Raw genomic sequence first — 22,888 nt, 5'->3', positions numbered from 1 at the left:
CTTGACCCACCTCTCCCCCACGCAGCACCCGCGCGCGGCGGACATGCGCCAACGCAGACTCGCGTCACCTTCGGCATTGTCATGTAGGCGACTCAAATCGGTCCGCTCAGTGATCCTGCGATAGCATCGTCAGCTGCTTCCGCGTGACACCTGCCGGGCATGCCACCCATTGATGCCGGAGACGTCACTCCCTTCGCGAAAGCGAGCACCATGCCTCCTGAATCCCCGTCCCCGTCCCCGTCCCCGTCGACGGTCTCCCTTCACCTGACGGCGGTGACCTACCTTGGCGCCGTCGGTGGTATCGCTGGTGGCGTGAGCGCCATTGCCTCCCTCACGGTCGGATGGAACATCTGGCTCTGGTCGGCAACTGCATTCGCTGCTGTAGTCGTGCTCTGCCTCTTCGACTTCGGGCGCTTCCTCGAATTCGCCTACCGGTCCCGATACCGCGGCATCATCCATAAGAACAGTCAGCTGAATCGACTCCAGCTGGCAGGAGCGCGCCATCCTGCTGGCCCGACACTGAGCGTCGCCGACATCTACGTCGATGTGCAGCTTCGAACCAAGCAGCCCGGCAGCCGCGACCAGCCGGCATTCGGCCCGACACCTTCCAGCAGCAGCCACCGCCTGAAACTCGACGAACTGCTCCGACACGATGACAGCTCCGCCTATTCGATCCGCGGACGCCCAGGTGACGGCAAGACCACGCTCTTGCGCGCCACGGCCATCAAACTGACCGAGCCGGGGCGGGTGTTCCGGCCGCTGCCGGTCTTGGTCGTGCTGCCCCGGCACGCGGAAGCGATCGCCAGCGATGATTCCATCGGCCTGGCAGAGGTCGCCATGGGTGAACCCTGGCTACGCACAAGCCCGATCACTGTCGACCACATGCGCAATTGGCTGCGGAGCCGCCGCGTCGTGGTCATGCTCGACGGCCTCGACGAAGTCGAGGAGGCCCACCGTGCGAAGGTCACCACCTGGGTCGACCGCATCAGAGCCGGCAATTTCCGCGGCAGCCTCATCGTCGCGGGCCGGCCCCAAGGGTTCAATCCGGGAATGCTCGCCCAGGCTCCAGTGATCCTGGACATCTGTTCACTGTCACGCAGCCAGATACGCCTGTTCATCAACAAATGCTTCAGCGCAGCCCGGGGCAAGAGCGGCTACGACATCGCGAACCCGGCCGCAGACCCCGTCGATCTGCTGGGACAGTTGGACAACAACCCCCACATGTTCGATCTCGCGATGACTCCGCTGCTGCTGCACATCATCGTGTACCGCGACCTCTATCTTCCCCGGGGCATGTCCGGAAGCAGGGCGCAGCTCTATGAGGAGTTCGTCGAGATCCTCCTTCATTCCAGGCGGACCCTCGGCGGTGCCGGCGAGGCATCAGCCGATCCCGAATTCCTGCGCAAGCTCGCGATCATGCGCCAGCTCGCGTTCGAACTGATGGTCGGGCAGGATCGCTACTTCCCCGCCCGGGAGCGGATCGGCGAAGTGCTGCAGCATCTCGGCGTCCAGGCCGACCCGCACGAGGTCGCCACCGATGCGCACCAGCACGGCCTCCTCGTAGCCGTCGACGGCGCCAACAGCGCATTCGCGCACCTGTCCTTCCAGGAATACCTCGCCGCCTCGCATATCGTCGAAGCAGACCTATCCGACCTCCTCATTGCAAACATCAGCAGCGGCTGGTGGCGAAACACCACGATCTTGTGGGCAGCGCAGACCGACCCCGAACCGGTCATCGCCGCGTGCCAGCACCAAGGCGGGGGCGACGCCTGGGAACTTGCGATCGACTGCGCCAACGAGGCCGCTGCGCGGGGCTTCGCTATCGACAAGTTCCTGAAAGGGCGTATCGAGGACTTCCTCGAGCGTGACCATCCACCCAGCAGCGACGAATACCACGTCGCCTGCACCGAAGTGATCCGGCGTAACCTTCAGCAGATCGCGCCGCTGCACGGCGAGGTGCTCGCGTGCAAGTCGCCTGTCGGAATGCCGCTGTGGCGATTGCGCGAGCGAGTCGAGTGGCGCCAGCAGCGCCACCCCTCTGCCCATCGTCAGGCTCGCGACGCCAGTCTGCGAGGGCTGTGGCCCGACGAAGTCGGCGAGTTCCGAAACTGGCTCAACACCTTCGACCATCGCGGGTTCACCTACCGCCTGCCCACCGAAAAGGAAGGGCGTGCGATCCTCCGCTCGCGTTGGAGCAGAAAAGATCCTGTGGGTCTATGGGTGCAGAGCCAATCCGGGATCAGGCCGCTGTATCTCGGCAGCGGCAACGAGGGATTCGCCGCGACCGAGCCAGCGCTGGGCAGGCTCTTGGGCGCGGACTGGTCGGACACGGCCGGGCTCATCGGCCACCTCCAAGGATCGGTCAGCCCTGCCCAACGCAATGCCGCCCGAATGGTCACTGAGTCCATGCACGAATTGCTCGAATCGATCACATCGGCCCAGGAAACGGTCAAGAGCCATGCCATCGAGCACGGGGAGTATGCAGGAGGCCAGACACAGGCGGCGCAGGAGCAGTCGGCCCGCCTCGATCGCCTGCTGAACGGAGCACGGGCACTGGCCCAGCAGGTACAAGAGCGCACCAGTTTGTTCACGGCGCTCGGGTCTGTCGAGGAGCTGCGCGATGATCTCCCCAGCCAGGCTCGCTTCGGGCTCACGCCTGCGCACGTCAACGAGATCAAACGACAGGTCAATGCGCTGCAGGCCGCCATGCTCAGCGCATACGACAAGACATTCCAAGAGGTGCACCGCCGCATCAACGTCCGGCACCCGGCAGCGCCGCTCGTGACGCCAGCTGCAGCCCTACTGTTGGCACCCGGTCTTGCACTGGAGGGCGGCCGCGGGCCGGTGCCGGGCTCGATGCCGGTCTCCTCGGCGCCGTACATCACCAAGGAGGCAGCCGGACTGCCGCTCTATCCTGAGGATGTGCTCAGCGAACTCGATCGACTTGTCGGCCTGCTCCGCGTAGAGGTCAAGAAGTGGGGAGATCAACGGACCGCCCGAATGCTCATCGCGATGATCGGGGACCTCCGCACAACGGTCGCGCCCTCGCTCGAGCGCAAGACCGCACTCGATCGCGGTTCCCTTCGCATCGCCAGGCTCGCACTGGTTGGCCTGGTCACGAGGCTACACGCAGGAGCTGCGAGTGCTGCTGCTGTGACAAGCTGCTGCCGGTGCATTGCCGGGCTTGCAATCATCGAGATGCGGACCAGCGGGGACCTGACAATGAACGAAGCCATCGTGTTTGTTCGCGACGACCGGTGATCGTCCTGACGATGGCGAGTACAGCACCGGGATTCGCTGCGATGCGGAGACGGCACCGGGCGCACCAGCCTTTTCGACCGCCCACCCTCCTCGGTGCCGAGAGCGGGCTTCGCCCTTCCCAAGCCAACTTGATAGGGGACTATTCGCGTGGCTTGATGCGCCGCCACTGCGGCTGAGGAGCCGAGGGATCGAGTAGGTCGTACTCAACCTGGCGGGCGCACGCCCGTGAGCGTGTTGAGGCCGTGGCGTTTGAGGATGAGCCAGATGGTGGATTCGGCGATGGCCACGTTTTCGGCAGCGAGGCGTTTCTTGATGCGCCGGGGTCCCCATCCGGTGCACTGGCGGATGTCGCAGATGTGTTGCTCGAGGCCAGGCTCAGTGCGGCGGGGCTGCTCGGCGGAGCGGTCGCGGGTCGGGCGGGCCGGCTGCCGATCTGCCCGTGGTGCCAATGTGGCGGCGAGGAGTGCCGCCGCGCGGTGGTCGGCTTCGGGGCGCCAGGCGGCGTACATGTCGGCCGTGGTGGAGGGCGTCTTGTGCCCGAGCCGGTGCGCCACGGCGACGAGGTCGATGCCGCCGGTGATCAGCTCGGTCGCGGCGTAGTGGCGAAAGGCGTGGGGGTGCGTGTCAATTCCGACCCCGGTGCCCATCGCTTTGAACCGGTGGGTGAAGTACCCTGCCGAGCCGGGCCTGCTGTGGTCGGTCAGGTAGGAGTAGAGGTACTCCTCCCCCGTGACCGGCGCACCGGCAGCGGCGAGGCGCGCTGCGATGCGACCGCGAAGCGCCGAGAGCAATCCCATGGTGGCCTCGTCGAGCTCCACCCACCGGGCAGTCCCCTCGACCTTCGTCGAGCCGATGAACAGCCGACACCGTGCGAAGTCCACATGCTTGAGCTGGGAGCGGACGATCTCTGAGCGGCGGGCGCCGGTGACCAGCAACAGCCACACAGCAGTGCCCCAGTCCGCATCCTGCGCGAATGCGGCCTTGATCAGGGCGGTGGCCTGGGTTCGGGTCGGCGCACCAGGGGGTGTGTGCCGCCACTTGGGCGCGGTGATCCGTGCTGAGGGATCGGAGGTGATCCATCCCCAGCGGTAGAGCATGGCGCACGTCCCGGTCACCACTCCGTGAACCTTCCGCAGCATCGACGGCGATGCTCCCATGCACACATGCGGTCGGCATCGTCGGCCGCACTCATGCCCAGCAGTTGCAGGCACAAGGCGTGCGTTGCCTGAGCCAGAGGCATGGTGCTCGATGCCCATCCGCCCCGCGCAGCGGACACGGCAGACGCCCAGTTCGCGGTATAGACGCTCGGCGGCGAACACGAGCTCGCGGTCCAGAGCAGACAGCCGGATCGGGCCCAGGACCGGAATGACGTGCTGCTCGGCGAGCGCTCGGGCATGTGTCTGGGTCATCGCCGCCAGGTCTCCGGCCTTGACCCGCTCGTCGCGATTGGCAAGCCACTGTCCGACCGCGTCGCCGAAGGACCCGCGCGCCGCCGCCCGGCCGCTACCGTTGACAGTGACAGGTTCTCGGAGCGCGACTTTACGCTCGAAGGGGTCACGCCATGGTTCTGTGAAGGAGCGTCGGCGCGTGGCAGCTGCACCGAATCCGCTATGAAGATGCACTTGAAATGCACCTCCGCGAGCGCGGAGGCTGCCTCGCGGCCGCGGGGCCCGTGCAGGAGACGGTGCCATACCTCCATCCTCGCCGCCGATGCGTCCGTTGACGGGCGTTCAGCTGAATTCGACGTCGCCAGCGCAGGATCCTCGCCAGAGTCTGAGCGGCCGCTGCAGCCACACCCCGAGCTGGCTGCGTCGGCGCCGACGCAGCAGTGGCGGCTCCCAGCCCCGCATGCGCCGCAGAACGAACACCGTGTAGGCGCCTGGTCGCCGGCCGATCCTGCGGGCTCGGCTCCCCTGTCCTCGGCCTCCGGAAGCAGCCTCCAATGGTCCCCGAGTCCGTTCTCCGAGTGACAAGCGCTGCGCACGCGAACTCGCGGCGTTCGGCTGTCGCGCGATGGCAGTGCGCCGCGTTCGGATCGGAGGCCTCGATCGGCGCGAGTCATCCGGTTGCCGCTCCTCGAATCCAACCTGGTAAATGACTGGGTCAGGGCTCGCTCACTGTGCGTCTGCGAGCTGAAACGCGTCAATGCGCTCTGTTGTGGCGCCCGTGAGCACTGGTATTGAGACCGTGACGTCGCAGCACTTCCCACACGGTCGATTCAGCGATCCCGATCTGTTCAGTAGCAAGGTGTTTCCTGATGAGCCGGGGTCCCCAGCCGGTGCGCTGGCGGATGTCGCAGATGCGCTGCTCAAGTTCGGGGCCGGTCCGATGGGGCTGTTCGGCTGAGCGATCACGTGGGGGCCGATCCGGCAGCGGGTCGACCGGGGCTCGCAGGCCCCCGGCAAGCAGGGAGGCGGCGCGGCGGTCGACATCAGGCCGCCAGGCGGCGTAGATGTCAGTAGTCGACTTGGGAGATCGGTGCCCGAGACGGTGGGCGACGTTGACGATGTCGACCCCAGCGACGATGAGCTCGGTCGCCGCGTAATGGCGCAGCGCGTGCGTGTGGGTCTCGATACCGATCGACTGCCCCATCGATTTCAATCGCTGACTGACATAGCCCGCTGAGCCGTGCCGGGCGTGGTCGGGCGCAAAGGAGTACAGGTACTCCTCCCCCGTAACCGTCCGGCCGAGGGCAGCGAGCCGGTCGGTGATGCGGTCGCGCAATCCCTCAAGCAGGGCCATGGTCGCGGGATCAAGCGCGAGCCACCGGGAAGTGCCCTTGACCTTGGTGGGGTCAATGAAGAACAGGCTGCGTTCAAAGTCAACGTGCTTAAGTTGGGAACGGACGATCTCTGAGCGGCGGGCCCCGGTAACCAGCAGCAGCCGCACGATCGTGCCCCAATCCGCGTCCTGGGCAAACGCAGTATCAACCAGTGCCGCTACTTGCAAGGTCGTCGGCGCTTTCGGGCTCAGCGGCGGTTTCGCTGGGGCCACAATGCGTTTGGAAACATTCCCCGGCATCCAACCCCACCGGTGCAGCATGCCGCAGGTGCCGGTCACCACGCCGTGGACTTTGCGCAGCATCGACGCTGACGCACGAGGACATTCGTGGGGTCCGCAACGCTTGCCGCACCGGTGGCCTTGCAGATCACGCACGAGTCGGTTGTTGCCTCTGCCCCGTTCATAGTGTTCGAAGTCCATACGGCCCCGGCAGCGCAGACGGCACCTGCCGACTTCGCGGTACAACGCCTCGGCAGCTGGGACGAGCTCGCGCTCGAGATCGCCGAGAGCGATGGTCCCAAGCACGGGGATGACGTGAGTCTCGGCGAGCTGCCGCGAGGTGCGCTGGCTCGATACGGCGAGCTCCCCCGCCGCGACGTATTCGTCGCGGGAGGCGAGCCATAGCCTGATCGCGTCACCGAACTGGAGCTTGCCAGCGAAGCCTTTGCCGCAGTCGGCTTGGGCGACCAACCGCTCCCGTGCCGCCTCGGCCTCCTCCGGGCTCCGGCAGGTCTCGGTGAGGTACCGCTGCTTTCCGGTTTCGGAATCGACGCCCACGTGTACGCGTACCTGGTAGGTGCGCCCGCGGAAACGGACGCTTCCGCGTGGACGAGTGAAAGCTCCTGGTATTTCCGTCATTTCTTCCTGTTCTCGCCCATGGACCAACTCATGGACACGCCCTGGGGGTCGCCTGAGCGCTCCTGCTGCATCACGTTGATCTGCACCGTAACCCATTGGTGCGCAAGCCATTCGAGCGCTTGGGCCGGTCGAGGCGCACTAGGTCCGATGCATTGGATGGGCAAGGGCTCGTGGCGTGACCTGGGGATTCAGCCCTTCAACGCCGAGGGGACAGCTTGAACCTGGAGTGCTTGACCGCACCAGGAAAACTGGAAAATTCGTACACAACAACGAAAACAGGCCAGAGACTATGTCTCTGACCTGCTAAAACGTCGGGCTGACAGGACTTGAACCTGCGACCCCTTGACCCCCAGTCAAGTGCGCTACCAAGCTGCGCCACAGCCCGTTCTGCCGCGTTGCCGCGGCGGTGACAACTTTAGCTTATGGCCCCGGGGACCTCTGAGGCGAGGTCCCCCGTGTGAGGCGGGCTATTTGCGTTTGTCTCGTTTGCGGGATTCGCGTGGTTTGACGACCAGTTCGATGGGGGTACCGGGGAAGCCGAAGTCCTCACGGAGCTTGCGCTGGATGAACTTCAGGTACTGCTTCTCGAACGGGGCGTTGGTGAAGAGGATGAAGCGCGGGGGCTCGGCGGCGGCCTGGGTCGCGTAGATGACCTTCGGGGCCTTGCCCGAGCGGGTCGGGTGCGGGGTGGCCGCCTGGAGCGTGCTGATCCACTGGTTGAGTTCGCCGGTGGTGATGCGCTGGCTCCAGCCCGCGAGGGCCACGCGGAGCGACTTCGCGATTTTTTCGACCGCTCGGCCGGTGAGGGCCGAGACGTTCACCCTCGGGGCCCAGCTGACCTGGCCCAGTTCCCGGTCGATTTCTTTTTCCAGGTAGTACCTGCGGTCTTCGTCCACCAGGTCCCACTTGTTGAAGGCTAGGACGAGCGCGCGACCGCTTTCGACTACTTGGGTGAGGACCCGCTGGTCTTGTTCGCTGATCGGTTCAGACGCGTCCAGGAGGACGAGGGCTACTTCCGCTGCCTCAACGGCCGCTTCGGTGCGCAGGGCCGCGTAGTACTCCGTGCCGGAGGCGAACTTGACGCGCTTGCGCAGGCCCGCGGTGTCGACGAGGATCCAGTCCTCGCCGTCGATCTCGACGACGGAGTCGACCGGGTCGACCGTGGTGCCGGCGACGTTGTCGACGACGGCGCGGTCTTCGCCGGCGATGCGGTTCAAGAGGCTGGACTTGCCGACGTTGGGCTTGCCGACCAGGGCGATGCGGCGGGGGCCGCGTTCCTTGAGCTTGCCGGTGGGCTCCTCGGGGAAGGCCCAGATGATCTTGTCGAGCAGGTCGCCGGAGTTGCGGCCGTGGAGGGCCGAGATCGCGAAGGGCTCGCCGAGGCCGAGGCTCCAGAGGTCGTGGACCTCGGCCTCCTGGCGCTCGGAGTCGGCCTTGTTGGCGACGAGGATGACGGGCTTGTGCGTGGAGCGGAGGATGCGCACGGCGGCCTCGTCGGCGTCGGTGGGGCCCACGCGGGAGTCCACGACGAAGACGATGACGTCGGCGGTGCGCATCGCGAGCTCGGCCTGGAACGCGATGGCCTTGGCCATCCCGTCGGCGTCGGGCTCCCAGCCGCCGGTGTCGACCAGGCTGAACTGCTTGCCGGCCCACTCCGCGTCGTAGGCGATGCGGTCGCGGGTCACGCCCGGCTCGTCCTGGACCACCGCGGCGCGGCGGCCCAGGATGCGGTTGACCAGGGTCGACTTGCCCACGTTGGGGCGGCCGACCACGGCCACCGTCGGGACCGGGCCGCGGTCCTCCGAATCGTCGAGTTCGTCGAGGTCGACCTCGGTGAACTCGAAGTCGTCGTCGGCCCAGGTCGGTTCGTCAGTCATCGATGTCCCTGTTGTTCAGCAAGGCCAGAATCTTGGCCACTACCTCCACGATCGGCAGCGCCGTGGAGTCGATCACCACGGCCCCCGCAGGGGCCTCCAGGGGCTTGGTGGTCTTCGAGTCGGCGGTGTCGCGCCGTTCGAGGTCCTGCTTGGTCGCCTGGGCGTCGGCGCCGATTTCGGCGGCGCGGCGCTTGGCACGCTCGACGGGGTCCGCGGTGAGGTAGACCTTGACGTCGGCGTCGGGGGCCACTACTTCGACGATGTCGCGGCCTTCGACCACGATGCCCTTCTTCGCCTCGGCGATGATGCGCCGCTGCTCGTCGATGAGGAACTTGCGGACCGTCTTGTTGCCGGCCACGGCCGAGACGGCCTTGGTGACGTCGTCGCCGCGGATCGCCTGGTCGGCGTCCTCGCCGTCGACGCGCGTGAAGGGGTCGGCGGGGTCGGTCCCGAATTCGAGCTTGGCGTTCTTGACCGTCTTGGTGACCTGCGCGGTCTGCGCGGGGTCGATACCGGCCTTGAGGACGGCCAGGGTCGCCGCGCGGTACATGGCGCCGGTGTCGAGGTACGCGGCTTCGATCGCGGTCGCGAGGGTCTTGGACACCGTCGACTTCCCGGCCCCGGACGGACCGTCGATGGCGACGACCGGTCCGCTCTTCTGCTCAGGCATGTCGGCTCCGTTCTTCATGTGCAAACCCCGCAAACCTACATCATGCCGGGTCACGCGAGCTGAGGTGGCGAACTGCACCCCCGCGGGAGCGGTCCAATGTCTATCGATCGACGACGCGGGCGCCGAGCGGCCACAGGGCGAGCGGGATCATCTTCCAGTTCGCCACCGCCAGCGGGATGCCGATGACGGTGATGGCCTGGAGGAAGCCGGTCACCAGGTGGGTGAGGGCGAGCTCCCAGCCGAACAGGATCAGCCACAGGATGTTCGCCAGCAGCGTCAGGCACCCGGCCTGCGGGTCGTAGACCACGGTCCGCCCGAACGGCCACAGGACGTAGCCGGCCAGGCGCATGTTCGCGATGCCGAAGGGGATCGTCACGATGAAGATGCAGAACACCAGGCCCGCAACGAAATAGCCGATCGCCAGCCACAGCCCGGCGAGCACGAACCAGATGATGTTCAGAATCGTCTTCATGACGAAACCCTAACCGGGCCATGCCCATGCCGTCGCTACAGCAGGCTGTACGACCTCTAGAGGCCGACCTCGCGGAACAGCTCCCCCACCTCGTTGGGGGTGAGGCGCCGCAGCGTGCCGGGCTTGAGGTTGCGCAGCTGGACCGGGCCGATCTCGGTGCGCACCAGGCGCGAGACGTGGTGGCCGACCTCGTCCATGAGGCGCCTCACAATGTGCTTGCGGCCCTCGTGGATGGTGATCTCGATCAACGACTGGCCGGCGTGCTCGTCGATGATCTTGAGCTTGTCGGCCTTGGCGAGCCCGTCTTCGAGTTCGACGCCCTTGAGCAGCCGGTTCCAGGTGGGCTTGTCCATGATCCCGTTGACCTGCGCCCGGTAGACCTTCGGCAGGCCGTGCGAGGGGTGCATGATCCGGTTGGCCAGCTCGCCGTCGTTGGTGAGCAGCAGCAAACCCTCGGAGTCGGTGTCGAGCCGGCCGACGTGGAACACGCGGTGGTCGATGCCCTTGGCGAACTCGGCGAGCGAGGGGCGGCCCTCGTCGTCGTCCATGGTCGAGACGATCCCGCGCGGCTTGTTGATCGCGTAGTAGACCTTGTCGACGTCGGTGATGACGCGCTTGCCCGAGACGTGGATGACGTCCTTGGACGGGTCCACTCTCTGGCCGAGCCGGGCGGGCTCGCCGTTGACCTTCACCTTGCCGCGGGAGATCAGCTCCTCGGCGGCGCGGCGGGAGGCGACCCCGGCCTGCGACAGGACCTTCTGCAGGCGGATGCCTTCTTCGTCAGCGTTGTTCATCTTCCTCGATATCCGTCACGTCGTCCGGTAGGAACGGGGCCAGCTCAGGCAGCTGGTCGACCGAGTCCAGTCCGATCTTCTCCAAGAACAGGGTGGTGGTGCGGTAGAGCGTCGCCGTCGAGTCCGGGTCGGTCCCGCACTCCTCGACCAGGCCGCGCGCCACCAGCGTGCGCATGACGCCGTCGCAGTTGACCCCCCGGATGGCCGAGATGCGGCCGCGGGTGACCGGCTGCCGGTAGGCGACCACGGCAAGCGTCTCCAGCGCCGCCTTGGTCAGGCGGGCGGAGGCGCCGTCGGTCACGAACCGCTCCACGAAACGGGCGTAGTCGGCCCGGGTGTAGAAGCGCCAGCCGCCGGCTTGGCGACGCAGATCGAATCCGCGTCCGTCACCAGTGTATTCGGCGCTGAGCCGACCCAGCGTCTCGCGCACCTGTGAGCGCGGTCGCTCCAGGACCGAGGACAGGAACTCCTCCGACAAGGGCTCCTCGGCGATCATGAGGATCGCCTCCAGGACGGCGCCCAGATCGACGTCGTCGGGGACGGGGCTCACGGCGGTGACCTCGGGTTCGTCGTCCCCGTCGGGTCCGGCCTGGGCCGGGACGGCGGCCAGCGCGGCCGCGTACTCGTCGTCCTCGCCGGCCGGTTCGTCGGCGGGCGTGTCGGGGCGCAGCGGCGCGGCCTCCTGGCGCGCGCTGGGCATGCGCCAGGCGGCCAGGCCCTCTTCCAGGTCTTCGGCTCGTTCGGTCATTCGCTCGGTTCCTCCCCCGTCGGTGCGTCCGAAGACACGGCGTCCGAGGCCGCTGCCTCGGCCTCTGCGGGCGCGCCCGCGTATTCGTCGACCTCGATCTCGGTGTTGCCGGTGCCGCCGAGCCAGCGGACGGTGAGCTCGCCGAGGGCCTGCATCTGCTCGAACCCGACCAGGGCCTCGCGGTAGAGCTCCAGGAGCGCGAGGAAGCGGGCGACGACTTCGAGGTGGGTCTCGCAGTCGGAGGTCAGGGCCCGGAAGGTCGCGGTCTGGACGCGCTGGAGGCGGCGGGAGAGGATGACGGCGTGCTCGCGCACCGAGACGCGCTGGACGTGGATGTGCCCGGTGCCGACGGTGGGGACCGGCTTGGGCACCATGGCCTTCCCGGCGAGGGCGGCGAGGGCGTCGGGGGTGAGGTCGAGGACGAGTTCGGGCAGCAGGCCCTTGTAGCGCTCTTCGAGGCCGACGTTGCGGGCGACGCGGGTGGCGGCGCCCTCGGCGAGCTCGGAGAGGGCGCCGGCGGCCTCTTTGTAGGCCTTGTACTGGAGGAGGCGGGCGAAGAGGAGGTCACGGGCTTCGAGGAGCGCGAGGTCCTCTTCGTCGTCGACGACGGTGCCGGGCAGGAGCCGGGCGGTCTTGAGGTCGAGGAGGGTGGCGGCGACGAGGAGGAACTCGGAGGTCTCCTCCAGGTTCCAGGCCTCGTCGAGGCCGGTGACGTAGGCGATGAACTCGGAGGCGACTTCGTGCAGGGCGATCTCGGTGACGTCGAGCTTGTGCTTGCCGATCAGCTGCAGCAGCAGGTCGAAGGGGCCCTCGAAGTTGACGAGCCGGACGTGGAAGCCGGTCTCGGCCTCGTCCGGTTCGCCCTCCCGCTGGGTCGGGAGCTGGGGCAGCTGCTGGTCGCTCACGCACGCAAGCTTAGACGGGCCCCGCAGACGCTACGGGGTGAACTCTGGGTTTCTTGTGGTGGAACGCGTTCGGGACGCTATTTGTCCGTCGCGGCGATGAGTTCGCGGGCGAGCTGGCGGTAGGCGCGGGCGCCCGAGGACGCGGGGGCCCAGGTGGTGATGGGCTCGCCGGCGACGGTGGTCTCGGGGAAGCGCACGGTGCGGGTGATGACGGTGCTGAAGACTTTGTCGCCGAAGGCTTCCACGACGCGCTGGAGGACCTGGCGCGAGTGGGTGGTGCGCGAGTCGTACATGGTCGCGAGGATGCCGTCGAGTTCGAGGTCGTAGTTGAGGCGCTCGCGGACCTTGTCGACGGTGTCCAGGAGCAGGGCCACGCCGCGCAGGGAGAAGAATTCGCACTCCAGGGGGACCAGGACGGAGTGGGCGGCGGTGAGGGCGTTGATCGTCAAGAGCCCCAGGGACGGCTGGCAGTCGATGAGGACGTAGTCGAAGTCGGGGATGACCGGGCGCAGGACGCGGGCGAGGGTCTGCTCGCGGGCGACCTCGTTGACCAGCTGGATCTCGGCGGCGGAGAGGTCGATGTTGGCCGGCAGGAGGCGCAGGCCCGCGACGTTGGTCTTGACCATGACGTCGTCGATGTCGACGTCCTCCTGCATGAGGAGGTTGTAGACGGTCAGGTCCAGGGTGTGGGGGTTGGTGCCGAAGCCGACCGACAGCGCGCCCTGCGGGTCGAAGTCGACCAGGAGCACCTTGCGGCCGTACTCGGCAAGGGCCGCACCGAGGTTGATGGTCGTGGTGGTCTTGCCGACCCCGCCCTTCTGGTTGGCCATGGCGATGACGCGGGCCGGCCCGTGGCGCTCCAGCGGCTGCGGTTGCGGGATCTCGCGTTTGCTGGTGTACGTCTCGGGGTCGGGCGAGGACAGGTCCTCGGTTCCGTCAGCGGGAGGCATCTGCGCGGCGCCGCGCAGGGCCGCCCATTTGTCGTTGCTGTCCACACTGCTCATTTCCGCCTCCGGGTGCGAGTCGGCACCGGGTGCCGGGCGTCTCACCATTGCCTGTCATAGCGACTGTACGTCAGTGTATCGAGGCTGTCGACGGCTTGCGAGACTCCGAGGCACCCGGTGTGGGATCGCCCGCTACGGCCTGGGACGTGAGGGTCCTGTGTGTCCTCAGTTCTCGGCGAGGACCTGCGCGATCGGCATGAGCGGCAGGTGGTGGGTGACGGCGACGGGTTCGTTGACGACCTGCCCGGCATAGGTGTTGAGCCCGCCGGCGAGGGCCGCGTCGGTGCGCAGGGCCTCGGCCCAGCCGTGGTTGGCCAGGCGCATGACGTACGGGAGCGTCGCGTTGGTGAGCGCGTACGTGGAGGTGTTCGGGACGGCGCCGGGCATGTTGCCGACGCAGTAGAACAGCTTGCCGCCGTAGGAGAACGTGGGGTCGTCGTGGGTGGTGGCCCGCGAGTGGGCGAAGCACCCGCCCTGGTCGATGGCGATGTCGACGAGGACCGCGCCGTCCTTCATGTCGGCGAGGACCTCGTCGTCGACGACGGTGGGGGCCTTGGCGCCGGGGACGAGGACGGCGCCGATGACCAGGTCGGCCTCGCGGCAGGCGCGCTTGATCTCGAACCGGTTGGAGACGATGGTGCGCAGGCGGCCCTGGTAGAGGTCGTCGGCGGCGTGGAGCTTGTCGACGTTGAGGTCGAGCAGCTCGACGTCCGCGCGCATGCCGACGGCGATGGCGGCGGCGTTCATGCCCGAGACGCCGGCGCCGATGATGACCACGCGGGCCGGCGGGGTCCCGGGGACGCCGCCCATGAGGGTGCCGCGGCCGCCTTCGGGGCGCTGGAGGTGGTAGGCCCCGGCCTGGACGGCCAGGCGCCCGGCGACCTCGCTCATGGGCGCCAGGAGCGGCAGGCGCCCGTCGCGGGTCTGCACGGTCTCGTAGGCGATCCCGGTGACGTGGCGCTCCAGGAGCGCGTCGGTGCACTCGGCGCTCGCGGCGAGGTGGAGGTAGGTGAAGAGGGTCTGGCCCGGCTGCATCCGGTGGAACTCGTCCTGGATCGGCTCTTTGACCTTGAGGACCAGATCGCCGGTGCTCCAAGTGGAGTCGGCGTCGGGGCAGATGACGGCCCCGGCGGCGCGGTAGTCGTCGTCGGTGATGGCCGAGCCGAGCCCGGCGCCGGTCTCGACGCTGACGTGGTGGCCGGCGGCGACCAGCTCGTGGACCCCGGCGGGGGTCAGTGCGACGCGGTACTCGTTGTTCTTGATCTCGCGGGGGACGGCGACTTTCACGGTGCGGGTTCCTTCCGAAGCGTTGTGCCAGTTCGGGGCCGGTCGGCAACCCGCTCAGGCAGTCTAGGACGCGGATCGCCCTGAGCCCGGCATTCCTTCTGGGTCAGCGGTTCGGACGGCGTCGTCGCGGTGATCGTAAGTCAGGCCCGCCGCGCTTGCGCGCGACGGGCCCTGTGACCGTGCGCCTCAGGCGTTGAGGTGGAGTTTGGCGAGGCTGAGCGCGAGGGCGCACACGCCGTTGCGGATCTCGCCGTCGGCGACGGCGGCGAGGGCCTTGTCGAGGTCCCACCACACCAGTTCGATGTGGGCCTCCTCGTCGGTGCGCTCGTGCCGGTCGGCCTCGGGGACGGCGGTGAGGCCGATCGCCAGGTAGTAGTGGACGAGCTCGTTGGAGATGCCGGGGGTGGTGTAGAACTCCCCCAGTTTGACCAGGTCGGCGGCGGCGAGGTCGACCTCTTCGGCGAGCTCGCGGCGGGCGGTCACGGCGGGGTCCTCGCCGGGGATGTCCCGCAGGCCCGCGGGGAACTCCCACATGAGTTCCTTGGGCGGGACGCGGTACTGGCGGATGAGGCCCACCCGCCCGGACTCGTCGAGCGGGACGGTGACGACGGCGCCGCAGTGGTCGAGGAACTCCCGGCGGGCGCTGCCGCCGCCGGGCATCGCGACGGTCTCGGCGGTCAGGTCGTAGCACCAGCCGCGGTGGACGATTTCGCTGTCGAGGACTCGGTAGTCATGCACGGGAGCCACCCTAGCCCGGTCGCGTTACAGGATCAGGATTCGCCGGCGTCGGCTTTGAGGCGCCGCACGAGGCCCTCGACCACTTCCTGAGACGGCAGGGGGACACCGGCCAGCGCGGAGAGGAACAGGCCATCGCCGACCAGGCGCACGATCTCGGCGGTGACGGGGTCCTCGATGTTCTCGTGCAGGAGTTTCGCCCAGCCGTCGAAGGTGAACAGGACGTCGTTCCGGGCGGCGGCGGACAGTTCGTCGTTGCCGCGGAGTGCGCTCAGCAAGGCCCACAGGCTGGCCGCGGACTCCTTCGACGGCGAAGTGGAGTCCCGCAGGTAGGTCTCGACCACACCTTGGCTGCGGGCCTCTAGGAAGTTGACTTCCTCCCGGGCCCGGAACCGTGCGGCCAGGCCGTCGTAGAGGTCGGACTTGGACTTGAAGTGGTAGAGCAGGCCGCCCTTGGAGACGCCGGCCTCGGCGGCGACCTTCTCCAGGGTCACGCCCGAGGAGCCCTCCTCGACGAGGATGCGCTGAAGCGCGTTGAGAATCCGGTCACGCGTGCTGACTTCGTCCTTGGCCATGTGCCCTCCCGCTTGCTACTATACCGTCTGGACGGTACAGCGAATTCCCCTGAACCGTCGATTCGATCACAAGCTTCGCCGAACCGCCCCAGGTGCCGACCTGCGGGCCGCCGCTTCCGCGGCAGCCCATGGCCGCGAGCTTCCAGAAGGAGGACACCATGACGACGACGATGCCGCGCCCGACCGAGCCGCGCGCCCGATTCAGCGCCAAACAGGGCTGGGCGCTGGCCGTGCTGGTGCTCCCGGTGCTGCTCATCTCCATCGACATGACCGTGCTCGGCTTCGCCGTGCCGTTCCTGTCCGAAGACCTCGAACCCTCCAGCTCGCAGCTGCTGTGGATCGTGGACGTCTACGGGTTCACCCTCGCCGGCCTCCTGGTCACCATGGGCTCCCTCGGCGACCGCATCGGCCGCCGCCGGCTCCTGATCATCGGCTCGGCCGCGTTCGCCGCCGCGAGCGTCCTCGCCGCCTACGCGCCCACACCCGAGACGCTCATCGCCGCCCGCGCCCTGCTGGGCCTGGCCGGGGCGACCCTCATGCCGACCACACTCGGCCTCATGCGCAACCTCTTCACCGACGGCCGCCAGCGCAAGTTCGCCATCGCGATCTGGGCGTCGGGGTTCTCCGCGGGCGCCGCCGCCGGGCCGATCATCGGCGGATGGCTCCTGGAGCACTTCTGGTGGGGCTCGGTGTTCCTCATGGCCGCACCGGTCTCGCTCGCGGTGATGGTGGCCGCGCCGATGCTGCTGCCGGAGTCCAAGGACCCGAACCCGGGCCCGCTCGACCTGCTCAGCGTCGCGATGTCGTTCATGGCGATGTTCCCGTTCGTCTACGGGGTCAAGACGCTCGCCGAGCACGGCCTGGACTGGACGGCCTTCGCCGCGATCGCGTTCGGCGCGGCCATGGCGGTCGTGTTCGTGCGACGCCAGCGCCGCCTGGAGCACCCGCTGCTGGACCTGAACCTGTTCGGCATCCGGCGCTTCAGCGCCTCGCTGGCCACGAACTTCACGATCGTGTTCGCGATGATCTCCTCGCTGTTCCTGCTCACGCAGTACCTGCAACTGGTGCTGGGATACTCCCCTATGCAAGCGGGGCTCCTGCTGCTGCCGGAGATGGCGGTGTCGGTCGTCGCGGGCCTGTTCGCGGTGCGGCTCTCGGAGCGCATCGGCATGGCGCGCACCATCGTCGGGGGCCTGGCGTTCGTGATCACCGGGTTCGCCGGAATGGCGTTCGTCGGCGTGGACGAAGGCGCCCTGGTCGTCGTGGGCGCCTCGATCCTCATCGGCACCGGCGCGGGCCTGGCGCAAACGGTCACCAACGACGCGATCCTCGCCGCGGCCCCGGCCGACCGCGCCGGCTCGGCCTCGGCGATCTCGGAGACCGCCTACGAGCTCGGCGGCGCGATGGGCGTGGCCCTGCTGGGATCCCTCGCCACCGGGATATACCGCTCGGAACTCTCCGACGCGCCCGCCGGCGCCTCGGAGACGCTCGGCGAAGCCGTCCACGTCGCCGCCACGCTCCCGGCAGAGGCCGGAGACGCCCTGCTGACCGCGGCCCGCACCGCGTTCACCCACGGCCTCCAGACGGTCGCCTTGATCGCCGCCGGATTGATCCTGATCGCCACGATCTCGGTCGGCCGGGCCCTGCGCACCAAGGCGTAGACGCAAACAGAGAAAGGGACGGGACTCGTTCGAGTCCCGTCCCTTCGCGCATTGCAATCGGGAAGGCGTGAATCGGGCGCATTGCGACATCAGGTCCTCAAAGGAGGCAGAGGTCGAATCACGGCGCGGTGGCCTGGGGAACCATGCTAAATTCTCTCCCGGTCCTGGCCCCGGGGCCGCCACCCCTCACGCCCCCAATTGATCCCGTAGAGGATCGCCCCCTTGAAAGGAGCCCCTGTGCACTGGTATCTCGCCGTGCTCAAGAACTACATCGGATTCTCAGGCCGCGCCCGCCGCAAGGAGTACTGGATGTTCTTGCTCATCCACCTCCTCATCGCCTTCGCCCTCATCTTCCTCCTCGGAGCGCTGGGTGACGGCCGGGCGTTCCTGATCCCGTTCTACCTGTATTTTCTCGCCACCCTCATCCCCGCGCTCGGGGTGATCGTGCGCCGCCTCCACGACACCGGCAAGTCCGGCTGGCTGTACCTGCTCAACTTCATCCCGGCCGTCGGCGGCGTCATCCTGCTGGTGATGCTCGCCCAGGAGGGCCACTACGGCTCGAACCAGTACGGCGAGGACCCGCGCGAGTCCTGATGGCGCATCGACGGAAGGGCGGGACTCGTTCGGGTCCCGCCCTTCCGTCGTGTTCGGTTATGCCGCTTCGAGGTCGAGGCGGTCGGCGGCCTGGCGCTTCAGGGCCGCGGCCACCAGGCCCGCGAAGAGCGGGTGGGGGCGGGTCGGGCGGGACTTGAGCTCGGGGTGGGCCTGGGTCGCCACGTAGTACGGGTGCTGCTCGCGGTCGAGCTCGATGAACTCGACCAGGCGGCCGTCGGGCGACAGCCCCGAGACCACGAACCCGGACTTGGCGAGCTGGTCGCGGTAGGCGTTGTTGACCTCGTAGCGGTGGCGGTGGCGCTCGTTGACCTCGGTGGCGCCGTAGACCTCGGCCACGATCGAGCCCTCGGCGAGGTTCGCCGGGTAGGTGCCCAGGCGCATCGTGCCGCCCATGTCGCCGCGCCCGGCCACGATCTCGGTCTGGTCGGCCATGGTCGAGATGACCAGGTGCTCGGCCTCGCGGTCGAACTCCTCCGAATCGGCGCCGACCAGCCCGGCGATCTCGCGCAGGCCCTCGATCGCCATGCACTGCAAGCCGAGGCACAGACCCAGAGTCGGCACGCGGTGCGTGCGCGACCAGGTGAGCGCCTGGATCTTGCCGGGCACGCCGCGGTCGCCGAACCCGCCGGGGATGACCACGGCGTCGACGCCGGCGAGGGACTTCGCGGTCGCCTCGGGGCTCCCGCACTCGTCGGAGATCACCCAGCGGACGTTGACCTTCGCGCGGTGGGCGAACCCGGCCGCGTGCAGGGCCTCGACCACGGACTTGTACGCGTCCGGCAGCTCGACGTACTTGCCGACGACCGCGACCTCGACGACCGACTCCGGGTTGTGGACGCGGTCGAGCAGGTCGTCCCAGGCCGTCCAGTCGACGTCCTTGAACGGCAGGTCGAGCTTGCGGACCACATAGGCGTCCAGGCCCTCGGAGTGCAGGGTCTTGGGGATCTCGTAGATCGACTTCGAGTCCGGCGCCGAGACCACGGCCGCGTCGTCCACGTCGCAGAACCCGGCGATCTTGGACTTGAGGCCGTCGGGCAGCGGGCGGTCGGAGCGGCAGACGATGGCGTCGGGCTGGATGCCGATGCTGCGCAGCTGCGCGACCGAGTGCTGCGTGGGCTTGGTCTTCATCTCCGAGGACGCGGCCAGGTACGGCACCAGCGAAACGTGGAGGAAGAAGATGTTGTCGCGGCCGATGTCGTGCCGGTACTGGCGGATCGCCTCCAGGAACGGCAGCGACTCGATGTCGCCGACGGTGCCGCCGACCTCGGTGATCACGACGTCCGGGACGCGCCCGGTCTCGGGATCGGGATCGGCCATCGCCGCGAGCCGGGACTTGATCTCGTTGGTGATGTGCGGGATCACCTGGACGGTGGCGCCGAGGTAGTCGCCGCGGCGCTCCTTGGCGATGACGTCGGAGTAGACCTGCCCGGTGGTGACGTTCGCGTCACGCGACAGGTTCCGGTCGAGGAACCGCTCGTAGTTGCCGATGTCGAGGTCGGTCTCGCCGCCGTCGTCGGTGACGAAGACCTCGCCGTGCTCGTACGGGTTCATGGTGCCGGGATCGACGTTCAGGTACGGGTCGATCTTCTGCATCACCACGTACAGGCCGCGGGCGGTCAGCAGGTTCCCGAGACTGGCGGCGGTCATGCCCTTGCCGAGGGCGGAGGTGACCCCACCGGTGACGAAGAGGTGCTTCGTAGTGCGGATCTGACCATTTGCGGCGCTGGCCAAGGCGGACTCCCGTGGTGTTCGTGTCGAACGAACCGCTCGTTAAAGCAGCCGGTGGATCGCATCACCCACGGGATTCCACACTAACACTTTCGCCGCTGTTTTCCTCATCGACCCACGAGGGTGCGTCGACGATCATGTTCGAATACTCCCCGTCCTTCACGTGCGCGCGGGCCAGGACGCGGTGGCTCATGATGACCGCCAAGGGAACCATGACCGCCAGGGCCGACCCGAGGCTCATGATCCCCTTGCCGAGGAGGAGCCCGGCGATCGCCGAGCCGAAGACCGCGGCGGAGAAGGCGGCGCGCAGGGGCGGGTACAGGCCCCAGGCGCGGCGCAGGCCGCCGCCGGGGCGCAGGAGCACCAGCCAGCAGTAGGCGCCGGCCATGACGGCCAGGAGGCTCATCGGGGAGGTGAAGACCGCCACGATGTTGGAGCCGACGCCGGAGGCGATGACGCCGTTGGTGTCGCCGAGGACGTCGCCGAGGAACGCGCCGAGCTCGCCGCGTTCGGCGGCCGGGCGCTGGTAGTCGATCCACGACAGGCCCAGCAGGACCGCGGCCCCGGCCAGGCCCGACCAGACGAAGCGCTGGAAGGTGACCCAGCCGCCGGTCGCGAGCGCGGCGGCGAGGCAGGTGCCGACGATGAAGGCGACCGCGGCGGGCACGGAGTCGCCGAGGAACCCGGCGGAGACGACCAGGACGCCCAGGCAGCCCGTGCCGGCCATGACGGGGGCCTGGTAGCGGCGGGGCAGGCGCCAGGCCGCGGCGGCGGCCAGCAGCCACAGGGAGGCGATGAACATGCCGGTGGCGACCGGCCCGAGCTCGTTGGAGGCCGAGTCGGCGACGGTGTAGTCGCCCAGCAGGGTCCCCAGCGGGTCCTCGGTGTGGATGATCATGGCCATGACGGTGACGATGATGCCGAAGGCGGAGACGGTGATCATCAGGCTAGCAGGGCTGCGGCGGCCGGGGATGAGGATGGCGACGAACGCGCACGCCACGGCGATGGCCAGGGCCGTCAGAGGGCCGACGACGCCCGGGTGGGGGAAGGACCACCACTCGAAGAAGTCGGCGAGGATCGCGGCGGCGGTGAACAGGGCGCACACGAGCGCGGAGACGATGTTCAGGCGCATGAGCCACAGCGGCGGGGGCTTGACGCCGGGCTGGCCGGCGCGGCGCAGCAGGTGCAGCAGCGGCCAGGCCACGAAGGTCAGGGCGAGGAAGAGGATCACCTGGAGCCACTGGGTGGCCGGGGCGGCGACAGAGGCGGCCATGAGGCGCACGTCGGTGTCGTCGAACACCGCCTGTCGCTCCTCATAGGACAGCGTGTCGGCGGTGGCGCCGGCGGCCGTGCCCGAGACCGAGTCCGGGAGGGGCGCGTCCAGGAGGGTGAGGATCGTGGCGGTCAGGTCGGTCAGCCGCAGGTAGCCGGGGCGCTCGGCGGGCAGGTCGAGGAGGTTGTGGCCGTCGTCCCCGCCGAAGTTGGCGACCGTGGCCAGGAGCCGGTTGGGCTCCTCGACCTGGCTGACGCCGGTGACGATGAGCGCGGCGTCGTCGCCGCGGGCCTCGGCGAGGGCCCCGACGACGGCGTCGAGGGCGTCGAGGTTCGCTTCGCGCAGTTCGGGATCGGTGGGCAGGACGCCGCCGTCGACGACGGTGAGCGGGCATTCGGCCAGCAGCGCGGCGAGGTCGCGCCCGGAGGGCAGGTTCGGGGCGTACTCGCCGACGCGCCCGACCGAGTTCGCGGTGGCGTAAGCGCCGCCGGGGCCGACGCCGGTGGCGCAGGAGGTCCCGGCCGCGAGCATCCCGACCTCGGCGCCCTGGTCGAGGTCGCGGTTGAGCGCGACCAGGTCGGTCATGTCGGACACGGTGGTGCCGGCGTCGTCGGTGGCGATCTGGTCGCCCGAGACCGCGCCGCAGTCGGCCGAGTCGCCGTAGGCGCCGGCGACGGCCGGGGCGCCCGCGGAGAGGGTGAGCCAGCCGTCGAGGGTGCACGTGAAGTTGCGCCCGGAGTCGGTGTTGAGCTCGGCGAGCGAGCCGTTCTCGGCCAGCGCGGCGAGGTTCGGGGTGGACTCGGCGTCGATGTCGGTCCACGACAGGCCGCCGACGCCGAGGACGATCACGGAGTCGACGGTGTCGGGGATGGCCTCTTCGGGCTCGTCGGGCAGCAGCTGGATGATCGCCAGGGCCGCGAGGAGGGCGGCAACAACCCATACGAGGAGGGGCCCGCGGTTCTCGGCCACGGTGCGGGCCAGGGATTTGCGGGCCTTGCGGGCCAGCCGCCCGGCATCGAGGTTGCGCGCCACGGGCTAGCGGCCGGTCAGTTCGAGGTAGAGCGCGTCGAGGGCGTCCATCATCTGGAGCTCGTCGGGCCAGGTGGCGGCGCGGGCGAGGCTGGCGAGGCGGTAGTCGGCGAGTTTGGCGCCGTCGGCGAGGAGCTCGCGGACCGTGCGGTCGAGGGCGTCGACGTCGCCGACTTCGAAGTAGAGCCCGGCGTCGCCGACCAGTTCGGGGATGCCGCCGGTGCGGGTGGTGACGAGCGGGACGCCGGCCTGGAGGGTCTCCTGGGCGAACAGCTGGCGGGCCTCCCACTGGCTGGTGACCAGGGAGAGGTCGGCGGCGGCGAGGAGGTCGCCGACGTCGGTGCGGTGGCCGAGGAGGCGCACGTCGGCCTTGGCGGTGTCGATGAGGCCCTGGAGGCGCTCGCGCTCGGGGCCGTCCCCGGCGATGGCGACCACCGGCTGCGGGTCGAGGTCGGCCCAGCGGGCGGCGGCGGCGATGAGGGTGTCGTAGTCCTTCTGCGGGTGCAGGCGCCCGACCGACAGCAGCAGGGGCCGGTCGCCGATGCCGAGCTCGTCGCGGACGGCGCGCGGCTCGCCGGTGGCGCGGCGCGGCGGGGCGGCGACGGGGGCGAGGCG

General features: G+C 68.6%; 18 protein-coding genes and 1 tRNA gene. 3 read left to right on the top strand and 16 right to left on the bottom strand.

Going from position 1 to position 22,888, the window contains the following annotated elements:
• The first annotated feature begins 312 nt into the window (after nt 1-312).
• Nucleotides 313-3,261 (top strand): NACHT domain-containing protein, encoded by a 2,949-nt coding sequence (locus tag DI269_RS24905; protein WP_157975189.1) that lies wholly within the window; start codon nt 313-315, stop codon nt 3,259-3,261.
• A gap of 203 nt (nt 3,262-3,464) precedes the next feature.
• Here the strand turns inward: DI269_RS24905 and DI269_RS24900 are convergent, their stop codons facing one another.
• The 13 genes from DI269_RS24900 to DI269_RS24840 all read right to left on the bottom strand — a co-directional run bounded on the left by DI269_RS24900 (nt 3,465) and on the right by DI269_RS24840 (nt 15,967).
• Nucleotides 3,465-4,883 (bottom strand): site-specific integrase, encoded by a 1,419-nt coding sequence (locus tag DI269_RS24900; protein WP_157975188.1) that lies wholly within the window; start codon nt 4,881-4,883, stop codon nt 3,465-3,467.
• Between the two features lie 520 nt (nt 4,884-5,403).
• Nucleotides 5,404-6,819, bottom strand: coding sequence for a site-specific integrase (locus tag DI269_RS24895; protein ID WP_157975187.1), 1,416 nt, complete (start codon nt 6,817-6,819; stop codon nt 5,404-5,406).
• Between the two features lie 392 nt (nt 6,820-7,211).
• Nucleotides 7,212-7,285 (bottom strand) — tRNA-Pro (locus DI269_RS24890).
• 82 nt (nt 7,286-7,367) lie between these two features.
• Complete coding sequence (gene der, locus DI269_RS24885) at nt 7,368-8,777, bottom strand: ribosome biogenesis GTPase Der (protein ID WP_112141034.1); 1,410 nt, start codon at nt 8,775-8,777, stop codon at nt 7,368-7,370.
• Nucleotides 8,770-9,447 (bottom strand): (d)CMP kinase, encoded by a 678-nt coding sequence (cmk, locus tag DI269_RS24880; protein ID WP_112141101.1) that lies wholly within the window; start codon nt 9,445-9,447, stop codon nt 8,770-8,772. The genes der and cmk overlap by 8 nt, the downstream gene beginning before the upstream one ends.
• Nucleotides 9,448-9,547: 100 nt before the next feature.
• Nucleotides 9,548-9,919 (bottom strand): YccF domain-containing protein, encoded by a 372-nt coding sequence (locus DI269_RS24875; RefSeq protein WP_112141032.1) that lies wholly within the window; start codon nt 9,917-9,919, stop codon nt 9,548-9,550.
• 56 nt (nt 9,920-9,975) lie between these two features.
• Nucleotides 9,976-10,713 carry a pseudouridine synthase gene (locus tag DI269_RS24870; RefSeq protein ID WP_112141030.1) on the bottom strand — a complete coding sequence of 246 codons (738 nt, stop codon included), beginning with the start codon at nt 10,711-10,713 and terminating at the stop codon, nt 9,976-9,978.
• Nucleotides 10,700-11,461: an SMC-Scp complex subunit ScpB gene (gene scpB / locus DI269_RS24865; protein WP_112141028.1), complete on the bottom strand. Its 762-nt coding sequence runs from the start codon at nt 11,459-11,461 to the stop codon at nt 10,700-10,702. Before scpB ends, DI269_RS24870 begins: the two co-directional genes overlap by 14 nt.
• Nucleotides 11,458-12,366: a segregation and condensation protein A gene (locus DI269_RS24860; protein ID WP_232822895.1), complete on the bottom strand. Its 909-nt coding sequence runs from the start codon at nt 12,364-12,366 to the stop codon at nt 11,458-11,460. The genes scpB and DI269_RS24860 overlap by 4 nt, the downstream gene beginning before the upstream one ends.
• A gap of 77 nt (nt 12,367-12,443) precedes the next feature.
• On the bottom strand, nt 12,444-13,316 hold the full coding sequence (locus DI269_RS24855; protein ID WP_112141099.1) for a ParA family protein: 873 nt from the start codon (nt 13,314-13,316) through the stop codon (nt 12,444-12,446).
• Nucleotides 13,317-13,535: 219 nt separating this feature from the next.
• Nucleotides 13,536-14,657: an alanine dehydrogenase gene (gene ald, locus DI269_RS24850; protein ID WP_112141024.1), complete on the bottom strand. Its 1,122-nt coding sequence runs from the start codon at nt 14,655-14,657 to the stop codon at nt 13,536-13,538.
• Nucleotides 14,658-14,843: 186 nt separating this feature from the next.
• A complete protein-coding gene (locus tag DI269_RS24845; RefSeq protein WP_232822894.1) occupies nt 14,844-15,395 on the bottom strand; it encodes an NUDIX domain-containing protein in 552 nt (183 codons plus the stop codon).
• 32 nt (nt 15,396-15,427) lie between these two features.
• On the bottom strand, nt 15,428-15,967 hold the full coding sequence (locus DI269_RS24840; protein WP_112141022.1) for a TetR/AcrR family transcriptional regulator: 540 nt from the start codon (nt 15,965-15,967) through the stop codon (nt 15,428-15,430).
• Nucleotides 15,968-16,125: 158 nt separating this feature from the next.
• On the opposite strand from DI269_RS24840, the gene DI269_RS24835 reads away from it, so the two are divergent.
• Nucleotides 16,126-17,628, top strand: a complete 1,503-nt coding sequence (locus DI269_RS24835) for an MFS transporter (RefSeq protein WP_112141095.1) — start codon at nt 16,126-16,128, stop codon at nt 17,626-17,628.
• A gap of 237 nt (nt 17,629-17,865) precedes the next feature.
• On the top strand, nt 17,866-18,222 hold the full coding sequence (locus DI269_RS24830; RefSeq protein ID WP_112141020.1) for a DUF805 domain-containing protein: 357 nt from the start codon (nt 17,866-17,868) through the stop codon (nt 18,220-18,222).
• Between the two features lie 57 nt (nt 18,223-18,279).
• Here DI269_RS24830 and DI269_RS24825 read toward each other — a convergent pair whose 3' ends face one another.
• The 3 genes from DI269_RS24825 to DI269_RS24815 all read right to left on the bottom strand — a co-directional run.
• Nucleotides 18,280-19,890: a CTP synthase gene (locus DI269_RS24825; RefSeq protein ID WP_232822897.1), complete on the bottom strand. Its 1,611-nt coding sequence runs from the start codon at nt 19,888-19,890 to the stop codon at nt 18,280-18,282.
• Nucleotides 19,891-20,035: 145 nt separating this feature from the next.
• Entirely contained in the window at nt 20,036-22,276 is a 2,241-nt protein-coding gene (locus DI269_RS24820; protein WP_112141016.1) for a hypothetical protein, read from the bottom strand.
• A 3-nt stretch (nt 22,277-22,279) separates the two neighbouring features.
• A partial coding sequence (locus DI269_RS24815; protein WP_115509867.1) for a glycosyltransferase family 4 protein occupies nt 22,280-22,888 on the bottom strand: 609 nt, incomplete at its 5' end.

The sequence above is a fragment of the Glycomyces dulcitolivorans genome (assembly GCF_003265355.1).
GTDB classification, from domain to species: domain Bacteria; phylum Actinomycetota; class Actinomycetes; order Mycobacteriales; family Micromonosporaceae; genus Glycomyces; species Glycomyces dulcitolivorans.
The sequence above is the reverse complement of the archived record's forward strand: the minus strand, read 5'-3'. Positions and strand labels throughout refer to the sequence as shown.